Source organism: Paracoccus sanguinis, from assembly GCF_900106665.1.
Taxonomy (GTDB): Bacteria; Pseudomonadota; Alphaproteobacteria; order Rhodobacterales; family Rhodobacteraceae; genus Paracoccus; species Paracoccus panacisoli.
On sequence record NZ_FNNA01000001.1, the window covers coordinates 1,007,997 to 1,022,510 of the forward strand.

The 14,514-nt window shown below is 70.2% G+C and carries 12 protein-coding genes; 4 read left to right on the top strand and 8 right to left on the bottom strand.

The window, feature by feature from the left end; genetic code table 11:
* Positions 1 to 4 precede the first annotated feature (4 nt).
* Positions 5 to 1,585, bottom strand: a complete 1,581-nt coding sequence (locus BLW17_RS04925) for a S1 family peptidase (protein ID WP_036732264.1) — start codon at positions 1,583 to 1,585, stop codon at positions 5 to 7.
* Between the two features lie 251 nt (positions 1,586 to 1,836).
* Here BLW17_RS04925 and BLW17_RS04930 point away from each other — a divergent pair, with 251 nt between their 5' ends.
* Together BLW17_RS04930 and BLW17_RS04935 are read left to right on the top strand one after the other, a co-directional pair.
* Positions 1,837 to 2,601, top strand: coding sequence for a DUF2268 domain-containing putative Zn-dependent protease (locus BLW17_RS04930; RefSeq protein WP_052176291.1), 765 nt, complete (start codon positions 1,837 to 1,839; stop codon positions 2,599 to 2,601).
* 68 nt (positions 2,602 to 2,669) lie between these two features.
* Positions 2,670 to 4,853 carry a catalase gene (locus BLW17_RS04935; RefSeq protein ID WP_081969089.1) on the top strand — a complete coding sequence of 728 codons (2,184 nt, stop codon included), beginning with the start codon at positions 2,670 to 2,672 and terminating at the stop codon, positions 4,851 to 4,853.
* A 133-nt stretch (positions 4,854 to 4,986) separates the two neighbouring features.
* On the opposite strand, the gene BLW17_RS04940 is transcribed toward BLW17_RS04935, so the two are convergent.
* From BLW17_RS04940 to ribA, 4 genes are all read right to left on the bottom strand, one after another.
* Complete coding sequence (locus BLW17_RS04940; RefSeq protein WP_036732262.1) at positions 4,987 to 6,549, bottom strand: alkaline phosphatase D family protein; 1,563 nt, start codon at positions 6,547 to 6,549, stop codon at positions 4,987 to 4,989.
* Between the two features lie 102 nt (positions 6,550 to 6,651).
* Complete coding sequence (locus tag BLW17_RS04945) at positions 6,652 to 7,815, bottom strand: nucleotide sugar dehydrogenase (protein ID WP_036732260.1); 1,164 nt, start codon at positions 7,813 to 7,815, stop codon at positions 6,652 to 6,654.
* A 147-nt stretch (positions 7,816 to 7,962) separates the two neighbouring features.
* Positions 7,963 to 8,502, bottom strand: coding sequence for a L,D-transpeptidase family protein (locus BLW17_RS04950; protein ID WP_052176290.1), 540 nt, complete (start codon positions 8,500 to 8,502; stop codon positions 7,963 to 7,965).
* On the bottom strand, positions 8,502 to 9,560 hold the full coding sequence (ribA, locus tag BLW17_RS04955) for a GTP cyclohydrolase II (RefSeq protein WP_036732258.1): 1,059 nt from the start codon (positions 9,558 to 9,560) through the stop codon (positions 8,502 to 8,504). The genes BLW17_RS04950 and ribA overlap by 1 nt, the downstream gene beginning before the upstream one ends.
* Before the next feature lie 148 nt (positions 9,561 to 9,708).
* Here ribA and BLW17_RS04960 point away from each other — a divergent pair, with 148 nt between their 5' ends.
* Complete coding sequence (locus BLW17_RS04960) at positions 9,709 to 10,395, top strand: response regulator transcription factor (protein ID WP_036708835.1); 687 nt, start codon at positions 9,709 to 9,711, stop codon at positions 10,393 to 10,395.
* A 36-nt stretch (positions 10,396 to 10,431) separates the two neighbouring features.
* On the opposite strand, the gene BLW17_RS04965 is transcribed toward BLW17_RS04960, so the two are convergent.
* On the bottom strand, positions 10,432 to 11,004 hold the full coding sequence (locus BLW17_RS04965) for a DUF421 domain-containing protein (RefSeq protein ID WP_197055260.1): 573 nt from the start codon (positions 11,002 to 11,004) through the stop codon (positions 10,432 to 10,434).
* Positions 10,991 to 11,995: a glutathione S-transferase family protein gene (locus tag BLW17_RS04970; RefSeq protein WP_036732254.1), complete on the bottom strand. Its 1,005-nt coding sequence runs from the start codon at positions 11,993 to 11,995 to the stop codon at positions 10,991 to 10,993. Before BLW17_RS04970 ends, BLW17_RS04965 begins: the two co-directional genes overlap by 14 nt.
* Positions 11,996 to 12,035: 40 nt before the next feature.
* On the opposite strand from BLW17_RS04970, the gene BLW17_RS04975 reads away from it, so the two are divergent.
* Positions 12,036 to 12,827, top strand: a complete 792-nt coding sequence (locus BLW17_RS04975) for an exodeoxyribonuclease III (RefSeq protein WP_036732252.1) — start codon at positions 12,036 to 12,038, stop codon at positions 12,825 to 12,827.
* Positions 12,828 to 12,905: 78 nt separating this feature from the next.
* Here BLW17_RS04975 and nhaC read toward each other — a convergent pair whose 3' ends face one another.
* Complete coding sequence (nhaC, locus tag BLW17_RS04980) at positions 12,906 to 14,462, bottom strand: Na+/H+ antiporter NhaC (RefSeq protein ID WP_052176288.1); 1,557 nt, start codon at positions 14,460 to 14,462, stop codon at positions 12,906 to 12,908.
* Positions 14,463 to 14,514: the final 52 nt, after the last annotated feature.

Genomic DNA, 14,514 nt, shown 5'->3' on the forward strand with positions numbered 1-14,514 from the left:
GGCGTCAGTTCTCGCAGGTGATGAAGCGCGTGTAGGCCGCCCCCTGCCGGGCCAGTTCCTCGGGCGGGGGCGGGTCGCCCGCAGCGCCGGTGCGCGGGGTGACCCCCTGCTCGGACAGGAACAGCTTGGCGATCTCGCCCCGGATCGCGAAGTTGACGTTCTGAGGGATGTCGCCCGTCTCGCTCGCCGTCACGATGGCGTCGAGCTTCGAGACCACCACCCCCACCACCTGCCCCAGCCCGTTGACCACCGGCCCACCCGAGTTGCCGGGCTGCACGGGGGCCGAGATCTGCATCACCCGGCTGTCGCCGCCCAGGCCCCGCTGCGAGGTGACCGAGCCCCGCGTGACGTTCAGCCCGCTCAGGATGCCGGCGAGTGGGTAGCCCAGCACCAGCACGTCCGAGTTGAGCGGCGCAGGATTGGGGGCAAAGCTCGCCACCGTCTCGACCGGGGCATCGGTACGGACCAGCGCGAGATCGAGATCGCGGTCGGCGGCCAGCAGCGTGGCCGGCTTGCCCTCGACCGCCAGTCGGGCGCAGTCAGCGGCGACATGGGCGTTGGTCAGCACATGGCCGTCGGGCGAGACGACGAAGCCGGTGCCCGAGCCCGAGGTCCGGACGGCCGCGGGTGCGGCGTCCGGCGCGGCGGCGGCCGCCTGCGCCGGGGTTGAGTCGGGCCCCGGGGCCGGCGCGGGACTGCCGGCGGCGGCCCCGGCGTCGGCGGTGACGGGGGCGGCGCCTTGAGACCCGTCAGGCGCCGGCAGGGCGGGCGGCTGGGCGGGCGGCTGCGTCATCGCCTTGCGCACGTCATCCTCGATCCGGCTCTGGGCCTGCCGCTTGTCGGGGTCGGCGGCCAGGACGGCGGCAAGGCTGACGAAGCCCGTGCCGATCTCACCCTCGGGCGGAAAGGCGAGCGGATCCGAGCGGCCCTTGGCGATGCTGGCCGAAACCGCGCGCAGGATGCCCTCGTCGGGTCCCTCGGCCGACCATCCGCCGTCGCGCGCGTCCGAGCGGGTGTAGAGATGCAGCCCGGACCGGGTGGTGACCGCGGTGATGGCCACGTTGTCGCGGCGCAGCAGGTAAGGCTCGTCCGGCCCCGCCTCGCGCAGCGTATAGTCGTGCAGCCGCTGCGCCTGCGCCACGTCGCCGAAGGTCAGGGAATAGCCGAGCGAGCTGGCCGAATGGTTGAAGTTGATGAAGTTGTCAGAGGGCGCGCCGTCGCGCAGCCGCCCGGCCGGAACCATGATCGTCATGTCGAGCGAGGGCATGTAGCGCATCTCCCACCCGTCGCGCTCCATCTGCTCGGACGCCGAGGCGGCATAGACCAGCGTGGCCCAGACGGGGATCGGCGTCGTGACGCCGAAGGTCGCCAAAGTCGCCTCGAGCGCCAGTTGGCTCCCGCTGCCCCAGGCCCCGTCGAGCAGCCCGGTGTAGGTGCCGGTGAACGCCATCGCGGCCTGCAGCGTCCGCTTTTCCTGCCGGGTGAGCTGGCGGGCGTCGAACTCCTCGACCAGTTCGTCGGCGGTGTAGGCGTGCAGCGGGCCGGCCACGCCGAGACACGCCGCACAGATCAACGCGAACCTCATCGCCCCCTCCGCCGCATGAACCGCCCGCAGGATGTGGCAGGGCCGTTCCGCTGGTCAACCGGTCCGGTCCGTCAAAGTTGAGGGGTCGTGTTCGGTTCGACGCGGGGCGCGCGGCCCGGAGGCGGCGACGCATTGGGAGGCCGATCCGGGCCACACGTCGCGGCGCCCCCTCCGGGCGGATCGCCGCCCGCCCGGGCCGCCGCCTGCCGCGCACCCGTTGGCAACCCCGCGCCCCTCGCCGATAAGGCGGCATGACCTACTACCAGCTTCACCCCCTCAACGCGCGCCACGGGCTGACCGCGGTGCTGCCCGGCCTCAGGGCCACGGTCGCCGAGGCGGTCCGCCTGACGCAGGCCCATGCGGCGCTGCCGGACTTCGACGTGACCGTGCGGGTGGACCCGGATCGCTGCATCCCGGGCTGGGGCGTCGGCGGCCTCGCGCCTGCGCCGGGGGTGATCGAGATCGCGGTCATCCCCGACCTCTGCACGCCCGAGCGGCTGATCCGAACGCTGGTGCACGAGTTCCACCACCTGATCCGCTGGGACGGGCCGGGCTACGGCCGCACCCTCGGCGAGGCGCTGGTGAGCGAGGGGCTGGCCGGGCAGTTCGTGCGCGAGGTGCTGGGCGGCCCGCCCGACCCGTGGGACCAGACGCCGGTGGCGGAGGGACTCGCGAAGCGGGCCATCGCCGAGTGGTCGCGGCCGGGCTATGACCACGGCGCCTGGTTCTTCGGGCAGGGTGAGCTGCGGCGCTGGGTGGGCTATGGGCTCGGCGCCCGGATCGTGGCCGCGGCGCTGGATGCGGCGCCCGACGCGACCGCCGTCACTCTCGCCACCGCCCCGGCCGAGCAGTTCCGCCCGGTGCTGCGCCGCCTCGCCTCGCGTGCGGCCGGGGGCGAGACGAGGGCCGAGGGCGAGGCGCCCGATGGGGACGGCGCGGCATCCCCCTCTGAGCAAACAAATATCTCCTCTCACGCCGACGCAGCGGGTGAAACGGAACGGCCCGCGCCGCGTTGAGGGTTGAAGGCCCGGTGCGCGGCGCGCGCCGGAGACCCGAGGATTCACGCCAACGAGGATGCACGCGCATGGCCAGCCACGACGACGCCCGCCCCCCGAAAACCGCAGCCGATACCCCGAACCCCGCTCAGGTCCCTGTCCACGAGGACACCAACTCGACCCCGCTGACGGCGCAGTACTCCGCCGAGACCGGCAACGGCGGTGAGCCGCAGCAGCTGACCTCGGACCGCGCCACCCGGCTGACCACTAACCAGGGCATCCCGGTTTCGGACAACCAGAACAGCCTGCGGATGGGCTCGCGGGGGCCGACGCTGCTCGAGGATTTCGTGCTGCGTGAGAAGATCTTCCACTTCGACCACGAGCGCATCCCGGAGCGGATCGTCCACGCCCGCGGCTCGGCCGCGCACGGCACGTTCGAGGTGACCAAGGCCATCCCCGAGCTGACCCGCGCGGCGCTCTTCCAGAAGGCCGGCAACCGCTGCGACGTCTTCGCCCGCTTCTCGACCGTCGCCGGCGGGGCCGGCTCGGTGGACACGCCGCGCGACATCCGCGGCTTCGCCGTCAAATTCTACACCGAAGAGGGCAACTGGGACCTCGTCGGCAACAACACCCCGGTGTTCTTCATCCAGGACGCGATGAAGTTCCCCGACCTCGTTCACTCGGTGAAGATGGAGGCCGACCGCGGCTATCCGCAGGCGGCGTCGGCGCACGACACCTTCTGGGATTTCGTCTCGCTGATGCCCGAGACGCTGCACAACGTCATGTGGGCCATGTCGGACCGCGCCATCCCGCGCAGCCTGCGGTTCATGGAAGGCTTCGGCATCCACACCTTCCGCATGGTCAACGCCGAGGGCAAATCGACCTTCGTGCGCTTCCACTGGAAGCCGCGGCTGGGCGTGCAGTCGCTGATCTGGGACGAATCGGCCAAGCTGCAGGGCGCCGACAACGACTTCCACCGCCGCGACCTCTATGAGGCGATCGAGGCGGGCGGCTATCCCGAGTGGGACTTCGGCATCCAGGTCATCGACCCCGAGTGGGCGGCCCGTCAGCCCTATGACGTGCTCGACCCGACCAAGCTCGTCCCCGAGGAAGAGTGCCCGGTCCAGCTGATCGGCACGATGACGCTGAACCGCAACCCCGACAACCACTTCGCCGAGAACGAGCAGGTCGCCTTCTGCCCGTCCAACGTGCCGCCGGGGATCGACTTCTCAGACGACCCGCTGCTGCAGGGGCGGTTGTTCTCGTATCTCGACACGCAGAAGTCGCGGCTCGGGACGGCGAACTTCCACCAGCTGCCGATCAACGCGCCGCGCTGCCCGATGCACAATTTCCAGCGCGACGGGATGATGCAGATGCAGCTGCCCAAGGGCCGCGCCAACTACGAGCCGAACTCGCTCGACAAGGCGGGCGAAGTCGGCGGGCCGCGGGCCGACGCGCGGGGCGGCTTCCGCACCGTGCAGACCGCGACCGACCTCGGCAACGACCCGTCCGAGGGCAAGCTGCGGATCCGGGCCGAGACCTTCGCGGACCACTACAGCCAGCCGCGGATGTTCCTGCGCTCGCTCTCCCAGCCCGAGCAGAACCACGTCGGCGCGGCGATCACCTTCGAACTTTCCAAGGTGACCCTGCCCCACGTGCGTGAGGCGGTTCTGGCCCAGCTGCGCAACGTCGACGAGGATCTGGCTGCGACCGTGGCGCGCGGGCTCGGCGTCGATCTGCCGGCCGCCGCGCCGACTGACCGACCCGCGGTGGACCTGCCGCCGTCGGACAAGCTGTCGATCCTCAAGCAGGGCGTGCCGGCCCCCAAGGGCCGCAAGCTCGGCATCCTCGTCGGCGACGGCGCCGATGCGGCGGTCGTCAAGTCGCTGAAGGCCGAGGCCGAGGCCGCGGGCGCCACGGTGATGGTCGTCTGCCAGAAGGTCGGCGGCGCCAAGCTCTCGGACGGCTCGGTGCAGGAGGCTGACGGCCAACTCGCCGGCACGCCCTCGCTGGTCTTCGACGCGGTGGTTATCACGACCGGCAAGGAAGGCTTCGACAAGCTGATCGACGACCCCGCCGCGCTCGAGTTCGCCGGCATGGCGTGGAGCCATCTGAAAGCGCTCGGCCTCTGCCCCGGCGGGCGCAAGATCCTTGCCAAGGCGAACGGGGGCGAGGATGCGTTCACGCTCGACCACGCCGACGCCAAGGGCGTGGTCGCCAAGCTGGCCGACCGGGCCTGGGACCGCGAGCCCGCGCTGCGCCCGAAGCCCTGATCCGGCCCACATCTCAAACGACGAGGGGCGCCCCGACCGGGCGCCCCTTTCCTCATTCTCCCTTGCGGAAATATCCCGGGGTGAGCCGCGCGCCCCGCGCGGCGAGGGGCAGCGCCCCTCCCCTTTTGCGGCCTCAGGCCCGCAGCGGGTCCAGCACTGTGGACCACAGCTCGGTGTTGCCCACGTCCATCAGCCGCACCTTCATCTGCTCGGTCGCCGCATCGATGTCGACGAGGCCGAAGAACTGCATCCCCTCGCTCGGCGGCAGGTTCGGCCGCTCGGCACCGGGCGCCTTCACGAACTTCACCTCCGGGCCAAAGGTGCGGTCCATCTCGCCCGGGCCGAAGCTGCCGGCGTGCAGCGGGCCGGACACGAATTCCCAGAACGGGGCGAACTCCTGGAACTCGGCGCGCTCGGGGCTGTATTCATGCGCCGCGGTATAGTGCACGTCGGCGGTCAGCCAGACGGTGTTCGTCACCTTCTGGTCGCGGATGAAGCGCAGCAGGTCGGCGATCTCGAGCTCGCGGCCCTTCGGCCCCCCGTGGTCGCCGTTCGCCACCGCCTCGACGCCGCGCTTTTCCTTGGCGTTGTCCCAGACGATGATCCCGATCGGCATATCCGAGGCGATCACCTTCCACGTCGCGGTCGAGGCCTTGAGCGCGCCCTTGAGCCATTCGATCTGCGCCGCCCCCAGAAGGGTGGTGCCGTCGCCGGCCTCGGTCTGCATCCCGGCGTCGTTGGCGTCGCGGTAGGACCGCAGGTCCAGCATGAAGATGTCGAGCAGCGGGCCATAGGCGATCTTGCGGTAGACCCGCCCCGGCTCGGCCGGGGTATAGCTGATCGGTGTCATCTCGTGGAACGCCTGCCCCGCCCGCGCCGCCAGCAGCGGGATCGACTTCTCGGTGTAGCGGTCGTCGGCCGACAGGTCCTTGCCCGGCGACCAGTTGTTGGTCACCTCGTGGTCGTCCCACTGGTAGAGGAACGGCACGCTGGCGCAGAACGCCTGCACGTGCTCGTCCATCTGGTTGTACTTGTAGCGGCCGCGGAACTCGTCGAGCGTCTCGGCCACCTTCTCGACCTCGGGGATCAGGACGGTGTTCTTCCAGACGCCGTTCGCGTGCTCCTGCTCGGGCTTCATCGGGCCGTCGGCATAGATCGTGTCGCCCGAGTGGATGAAGAAATCCAGCTCGTGCTGGCCCATCGTGGCATAGGTCTTCATCCCCTCGGGGCCGATCCCCCAGCCCTGCCCCGCGGTGTCGCCCGACCAGCCGAAGCGGATGTTGCGCTTTTCGGTGGGCGCGGTGCGGAACCGGCCGGTGATCGGCTGGCTCACGGCGTTGAGGTCGCTGAGGTCGGCGGCGGTGAAGCGGTAGAACACCTGCTGGTCCGGGGCCACGCCGTCTACGGCGCATTTCACCGTCAGGTCGCTCGCCGGCAGCGCGTTCAGCACCGCCACCCGGCGCGCGTCGGCGAAGCTTTCGGTGGTCGAGACCTCGAGCAGCACCCGCGACGGGCGGTCCACGCGGGTCCAGACCATGCCGCCCGCGGCGTGGGCGTCGCCCGACTGGACGCCATGACTAAAGACGGGCGCGGTGCCCGCGCGCAGGATCGCCGGCAGGGCGAGGACGCCCGCAGCGGCGGTCCCGGTGGCCAACAGCCCGCGCCGGGTCAGGCGCGGCAGGATGAGAGAGGACATGGGCGGAGGCTCCCGGTCAGTGAAGGGGTTGAGGCCCCCGGGTGCCAAGCCAAGGTGACAGGCGCGTGGCGCGGGCGTGTCAATCGCGTGTCAGCGCCCCCCTCAATCCCCGCCGAAGAGATCGCGGGTGAAGACCTTGTCCGCGACATCCTCGAGGTCGGCCGACATCCGGTTGGCGATGATCAGGTCGGCGCGGGACTTGAAGTCCGAAAGGTCGTTGACCACCGGCGAGTTGAAGAAATGCGGCTCGTCCAGCGCCGGCTCATAGACGATGCAGGGGATGCCCTTGGCCTTGACCCGCTTCATGATCCCCTGGATCGAGCTGTCGCGGAAATTGTCCGACCCCGCCTTCATCACCAGCCGGTGCACGCCGACGCAGGCCGGGCGGCGGGCGATGATCAGGTCCGCGATCACGTCCTTGCGGGTGCGGTTCGATTCGACCACCGCCGCGATCAGGTTCTGCGGCACCGTCTCGTAGTTCGCCAGCAGCTGCCGGGTGTCCTTGGGCAGGCAGTAGCCGCCATAGCCGAAGCTCGGGTTGTTGTAGTGCGACCCGATGCGCGGATCGAGGCACACGCCCTCGACGATCTGGCGCGCCTCGAGGCCCTTGGTCAGCGCATAGCTGTCCAACTCGTTGAAGAACGCCACCCGCATGGCGAGGTAGGTGTTGGCAAAGAGCTTGATCGCCTCGGCCTCGGTCGAGCCGGTGAACATCACCGGCCCGCAGGTCTCGGCGCCTGCGGTCAGCAGGTCGGCGAAGCCGTGCGCCGCGGGCGTGGTGTCGCCGACGATGATGCGCGAGGGGTGCAGGTTGTCCCAGAGCGCGCGCCCCTCGCGCAGGAACTCGGGCGAGAACAGGATCGCGTCGCTGCCATGCTCGGCCCGCATCCGCGCGGTGAAGCCGACCGGGACGGTGGACTTGACCACGACCGTCGCCGCGGGGGCGAAGCGACGCGCGAGCGCGATGACCTGCTCGACGCTCGCGGTGTCGAAGCGGTTGGTGCGGGCGTCATAGTTGGTCGGCGTGGCGACGATGACGTAGTCGGCGTCGCGCAGCGCCTCGGCCGGGTCGAGCGTCGCGGTCAGGTCCAGCGTCTCGCGGGCGAAGAAGGCGCTGATTTCGGCATCCTCGATGGGCGAGCGGCGGGCGTTCACGGCGTCCACGCGGGCCGGGTTCACGTCCAGCGCCACGACCCGGTTCGCCCGCGCCAGCAGCACGGCCAGCGACAGCCCCACATACCCAAGACCGGCAACCGCAATCTTCATCGCATCAATCCCCACGTTTTGCCCGGCCCTGTTGCACCTCAAGGGCCCTGCAGGCAAGGGCCCGACGCCCCCGCAGCGACGTCACCGCACCCCGCCCCGACCCGGTTGCACAACTGTCAGCCCCCCGGCCTCGCCCTCGGGCTGGACCTAAATATCCCCGCCGGAGGCTCCTGCCCCCGACACCCGCGGCAACCGCCCGGCCAGCGCGGGCGGCACCTCCAGCCGCGTCCCCGGCCCCGCGCGTTCTGCGAGCCAGCGCAAGTCGGCGCGCCCCATCGCGATGCAACCCGCGGTCGGATACCCCGGCCGCCGCCACTGGTGCAGGAAGATCGCCGACCCCGCGCCGGGCAGCGCGTCGGGCCAGTTCCAGTCGGTGACGAGGATCAGGTCATAGAGCGGATCGGCCCGCCGCAGCACCTCGTGGCTGGCCGCGAAGGGGGCGCGGACGGCGTGGTTGTAGTCGGGATGCGCGGGGTCGTCGCACCACAGGTCGCCCGGCCCGATCGGCTCGGCCCAGGGCGCGGGCGCGGCCATCCGGTCGGGGCGGTAGAGCAGGCCCACGATCCGGTGCGTGCCCGCCGGCGTCGCGCCGTCGCCCTCGCGCTTGGCGGTCGTGACCCCGCCGCGCCCGACCGAACAGGGCAGCACCCGGCCGAAGGCCCACAGCCCCGCGGGCGTCAGCCGCATCACAGCAGATGCCCCGACTTGTCGCGCTTGACCGCCAGATAGGTATCGTTCCAGCGGTTGCGGCCGACGATCAGCGGCACGCGCTCGACCACCTCGATCCCGTGGCTCTGCATCATCTCGACCTTGCGCGGGTTGTTGGTCATCAGCCGCACCGCCGAGAACCCCAGCCGCCGCAGCATCGCGGCGCCAAGGCGGAAGTCGCGCTCGTCATCCTCGAACCCCAGCCGGTGGTTCGCCTCGACGGTGTCGAACCCTTGGGATTGCAGGTCATAGGCGCGCATCTTGTTGGCCAGCCCGATGCCCCGCCCCTCCTGGTTGAGATAGAGCAGCACCCCCTCGCCCGCGCCGCCCATCGTGGTCAGCGCCGCGTGCAGCTGCGGGCCGCAGTCGCATTTGAGGCTGCCCAGCACGTCGCCGGTGAAGCAGGCCGAGTGCAGCCGCGCCAGCACCGGCAGGTCGCGGCGCGGGGCGCCGATCTCGACCGCGTAATGCTCGATCCCGCCGTCGTCGGGGCGCAGAACGTGCAGCCGCGACCGCTCGGCCGCGGCCAGCGGCAGCCGGGCCGAGGCGACCGGCGCCAGCCCCGTCTCGGCCGCAAGCTGCGCCAGCGTCGGGCCGGGCGGCAGCCGGGTCAGGCCCTCGGGCGCGGCGGCCTCGACCATCACCATCGCCGGCAGCAGCTCGGCCGACTTGGCGAGCGCCAGTGCAGCGCGATGCGGCGTGGTGTCGCCGTCCCGGTCGGTGAACAGCGGCCCCTTCATCGGCATCCGCAGGTCGTCGGCCGGGTCGGCCACCGCGCGCAGCCAGGCCACGTCGGCCTCGGCCGGCACCCGCACCCGGGCGAGGTCGCCGTCATAGGCCCGCGCCTTCAGCGTCTCGGCCCGCCGCCCGGTCACCGCCAGCACCACCGGCCCGAGCGCCCGCAGGTCGGCCAGCCGCGCCGGCGACAGCGTCTCGACCGAGGCGCCAAGCCAGCCGCCGAACCCCACCGGCAGGCCCACCCGCAGATCGGCGCGGGCGCGGCTGATGGTCTCGGCAAGGGTGGGGATCAGGCTCATGGCGCCTTGGCCGCAGGGCAAATCATGAAACATTCCGTAACATAACCCCGCCCGGCGACAACAGGATGTGAGAAACATTGCAACCCGCTGGACCCCGCGCCGCCCGCCCCCATGTTGCACCCGAGACGCTCATCAAACGGAGGGCCCCATGGCTGGTCTGAAGAAGATCCTGCTGGTCGACGACGAGGACGACCTGCGCGAGGCGCTGGCCGAACAGCTGGTCGCAACCGAGGATTTCGACGTGTTCGAGGCCGCCTCGGGCGCCGAGGCGGTGGACAAGACCAAGGGCGCGATCTTCGATCTGGTCGTGCTGGACGTGGGCCTGCCCGACACCGACGGGCGCGAGCTCTGCAAGCGGCTGCGCAAGCAGGGGGTGAAGTGCCCGATCGTCATGCTGACCGGCCACGACACCGATGCCGACACGATCCTGGGGCTCGATTCGGGGGCCAACGACTACATCACCAAGCCGTTCAAGTTCCCGGTGCTGCTGGCCCGGCTGCGCGCGCAGCTTCGCACGCACGAACAGTCCGAGGACGCGATCTTCCAGCTTGGCCCCTATACCTTCAAGCCGGCGATGAAGATGCTGATCGACGCCAAGGACCGCAAGATCCGGCTGACCGAGAAGGAAACCAACATCCTCAAGTTCCTGTATCGCGCGCAGGACGGGGTGGTGGCGCGCGACGTGCTCTTGCACGAGGTCTGGGGCTACAACGCCGGGGTGACCACGCACACGCTGGAAACCCACATCTACCGGCTGCGCCAGAAGATCGAGCCCGAGCCCTCGAACGCCCGGCTGCTGGTGACGGAATCGGGCGGCTACCGGCTGGTGGCCTGACCGTCGCGCGGGCGCCCCGTCAACGGGCGCCCGGCCCTACCGCTGGCGCAGGTGCGCGGGGCCGAGGCCCTTGGGCGCGACGACACCCTCGAGCGCCAGGAACCGGTCCCCCGTGCCTGCGAGCGGCGCACCCTCCCCCTCATCCGCGCCGACGACGCTGAACGACCCGTCCGTCTCGAGCACGACGGCCCGCACGCCCTCGAGCGAGGTCCGCCCGGCGGCCCGCAGCACGCTGCGCAGCTCCTCGACCGCCACCCGCTCGCGTTTGAGCGCGTCGGGCAGGACCCGCCCCTCCCACGCGAGCAACGCCGGCTCTGACGCGACGAGGGCGCGCACGCGCTCGGACCGGACCGCCGCCCAGGCGATCACGAACTGCAACCCGCACAGCACGACGAAGGCGGCGATCGCTTCGGCCAAGGACACGTTCTCGTCCAGCACCGCCGCCGCGAGGACCGAGCCGAGCGAGACCGTCACCACCAGGTCAAAGGCGTTCATCTTGGCCAGCGTCCGCTTGCCGGTGATCCGCAGGATCACGATCAGCCCCGCGTAGCCGAGCACGCCCATGACGAGGACGCGCCCCAGCTCGTCCCACCCGTCAAAGAGCATCATCGCCCCTGCCGCCAATGGCGTCCCGCCCATGCGGCGCGTCCCAGTCGATCACCGGGTTGATCGGGATGATGCCGTATTTGTTCAGGTCCGGGTGGCTGCGGTAGTAGTGGTTCACGATGTGATCGTGCCGCACCGTCCCGGCCACGCCGGGGATCTGGTACAGCTCGCGCGTCCACCCCCACAGGTTCGGATAATCCCGCAGCCACGCCCGGTTGCAGCGGAAATGCGTGTGATAGACGTTGTCGAACCGCACCGCGCTGGTGAACATCCGCCAGTCCGCCTCGGTCAGCCGGTCCCCGGCGAGGTAACGCTGCCGCGACAGCACCTCGTCGGCCCAGGCCATCGTCTCGAACACCGGACCCACGGCCGCGTCATACGCCTCTTGCGTCGAGGCGAAGCCGGCCTTGTACACCCCGTTGTTGAAGTTGTCGTAGACCCGCGCGTTGACCTCGGCCACGCGGTCCGAAAGCGCCTCGGGGCAGAAGGTCAGGGTGCTGCCGGTCAGCCCGTCGAAGGCGCTGTCGAACATGCGGATGATCTCGCTCGATTCGTTCGAGACGATCGTTCCGCGGGCCTTGTCCCACAGGATCGGCACCGTGGCCTTGCCGGTCATGTCCGGCCGCGCCCGCAGGTAGATGTCGCGGACATGCGCCGCACCCAGCAGCGGGTCGCCCGTCGCGCCGGGGAAATCCGTCGCAAAGCTCCACCCGTCGCGGCCCATCAGCGGGTGGACGACCGACAGGCCGATGAGGTCCTCGAGCCCCTTGAGCGCGCGGAAGATCAGCGTCCGGTGCGCCCAGGGGCAGGCGTAGGAGACATAGAGGTGATAGCGCCCGGCCTCGGCCGCGAACCCGCCCTCGCCCGTGGGGCCGGGGCGGCCGTCCGGGGTGATCCAGTTGCGGAACCCCGCGTCCTGGCGGCGATAGGCGCCCTCGCCCTCGGCGGCGCCCACGCTGCCATAGACCCATTTCCCGTCGACGAGCTGGTTCATCGGCTTTCCCTTTCCCTGCCCGCGGGCTATCCCGCCCCCCATGTTCACCATCGCGACCTGGAACATCAACTCGGTCCGGCTCAGGGCGGGGCTCGTCACCCGGCTGCTGTCCGAGGAAGCGCCCGACATCCTCTGCCTGCAGGAATGCAAGTCGCCGGTCGAGAAGATCCCGGCGCAGCTCTTCCACGACGCCGGCTACCGCTGGATGGTGGCGCGCGGACAGCGCGGCTACAACGGCGTGGCGATCCTGTCGCGGCTGCCGATCTCGGATGCGGGCGACCGCGACTATGCGCGGCTCGGCCACGCCCGCCACGTCGCGGCCCGGCTTGAGAACGGGGTGACGATCCACAACCTCTACGTCCCGGCCGGGGGCGACATTCCCGACCGCGAGGTGAACCTCAAGTTCGGCCAGAAGCTTGATTTCCTGACCGAGATGCGCGACGCCTTCCACGCCGACCGCCCGTCGCGCTCGATCCTCGTCGGCGACCTGAACATCGCCCCGCGCGAGGATGACGTCTGGTCCCACAAGGCGCTGCTCAAGGTGGTGAGCCACACTCCGGTCGAGGTCGAGCACCTGCTTGCGGCACAGGACGCGGGGCACTGGGTGGACATCACCCGGCAGGACATCCCCGAGGGGCCGCTGTTTTCGTGGTGGAGCTATCGCAACCGCGACTGGGACGCCTCGGACCGTGGCCGGCGGCTGGACCACATCTGGGCCTCGGCCGACATCGCCGCCGCGGGCCACGCGAGCCGGGTGCTGCGCCCGGTCCGGGGGTGGGAGCAGCCGAGCGACCACGTGCCGGTGGTCGCGGCGTTCGATCTGGACGTCTGAGCCGGTCCTTTCGTCAGCCCGGAACGCGAAAGGGGGGCGCAGGACGCCCCCCCCCTTGTTGGCACCACGATGGCGCGGTCAGTGCTGCTGCGTGGGGTCGTGCGTCACCCGCTCGATCTCGGCATCGGCCGCATCGCTGTCGGCCAGCGCGTGATCGCCGAGGTCCATGACCGTCTCGCCCGTCTCCTCCCACGTCGCACGCTCGGCGTCGGACGCGCGGGGCGAGAAGAACCCGGTGATGGCATAGAAGATGCCGATCAGCGGCGAGATCCAGCAGGCGAAGGACAGCGGGATGTACATCAGGTCGCCGAGGTTGCCGTCCATCACCCCGAGCCCAAGGGCCGAGATCACGAACGCCCCGCCCGCGTTCCACGGGATCAGCGGCGACATCATCGTGCCGCCCTCTTCCACCGCGCGGCTCAGGTTCAGCGTCGAATACCCCATCCCGCGATAGAGCGGCGAGAACATCCGCCCCGGCAGTGCGATCGAGATGTAGGGGTCGCCCGCGACCATGTTGGTGGCGAACGCCGTGCCGATGGCCGAGGTCTGGACGCCGGCAAACGACTTCACCCGCGCGATGATCGCCTGGATGATCGCCTCGAGGCAGCCGGTGCGCTCGAGCGCGCCCCCGAAGCCCAGCGCGATGAGCATCAGCGAGATGGTCCACATCATCGACTGGATGCCGCCCTTGTTCAGCAGCGTGTCGATCTCGGCGATGCCGGTTTCGGTGCGGAACCCGTCGTTGGCGTAGCTGAAGACGTCGTGCAGCCCCGCGCCCTGGTAGAACATCGCCACCAGCGCCCCGAGCAGCACCCCGGCAAAGAGCGACGGCAGCGGCGGCTTCTTCATCAGCGCGAGGATCAGCACCGCGAGCGCCGGCAGCAGCGGGATCAGCCCGAGCTGGAAGTCCTGGTCAAGCCGGGTGGTGATGCGCTCGATGCTGGCGAACGAGGTGTCGGCGGGCTCGATCAGCGCGTAGCCGGCGACGACATAGATGGTCAGCGCGATCAGCATCGCCGGCACGGTGGTCGGCATCATGTTCTTGATGTGGTCGAAGACGTTCTGCCCGGTCACCGCCGGGGCGAGGTTGGTGGTGTCCGAGAGCGGCGACACCTTGTCCCCGAAGAACGCGCCCGAGACGACCGCGCCCGCGGTCCAGACCGGCGGAATGCCGAAGCCCGCGCCGATCCCCATGAGCGCAAGGCCGATGGTCCCGACCGTGCCCCAGCTCGTCCCGAGCGAGACCGAGACGACCGCGCACAGCACCATCGCCGCGGCGAGGAAGATCTGCGGCGTCAGCACCGTCAGGCCGTAATAGATCAGCGTCGGCACCGTGCCAGAGGCGATCCAGACCCCGATCAGCATCCCGACGACGATCAGGACCGACAGCGACGGCATCGAGACGTGAATGACGTGGAAGACCCCCTCGCGGATATCCATCCAGCGCTGCCCGCGCAGCACGCCCAGCAGGCCGGTGAAGGCGAGGCCGAGGATCAGCGGGATATGGGGGGTGAAGTCGTTGTAATAGAAGAGTTGCAGGGCCAGCAGGCCCAAGGTGACGATGATCGGCAGTATCGCCAATCCGAGCGACGGCAGGGTGCGCGGCCCGGTGTCCTGAACGGTTGCATCCGTCAAGCGGTGGCTCCTCTCGTTAGGTCATTGAGGTTGACCCTATAGCGGAAAGATC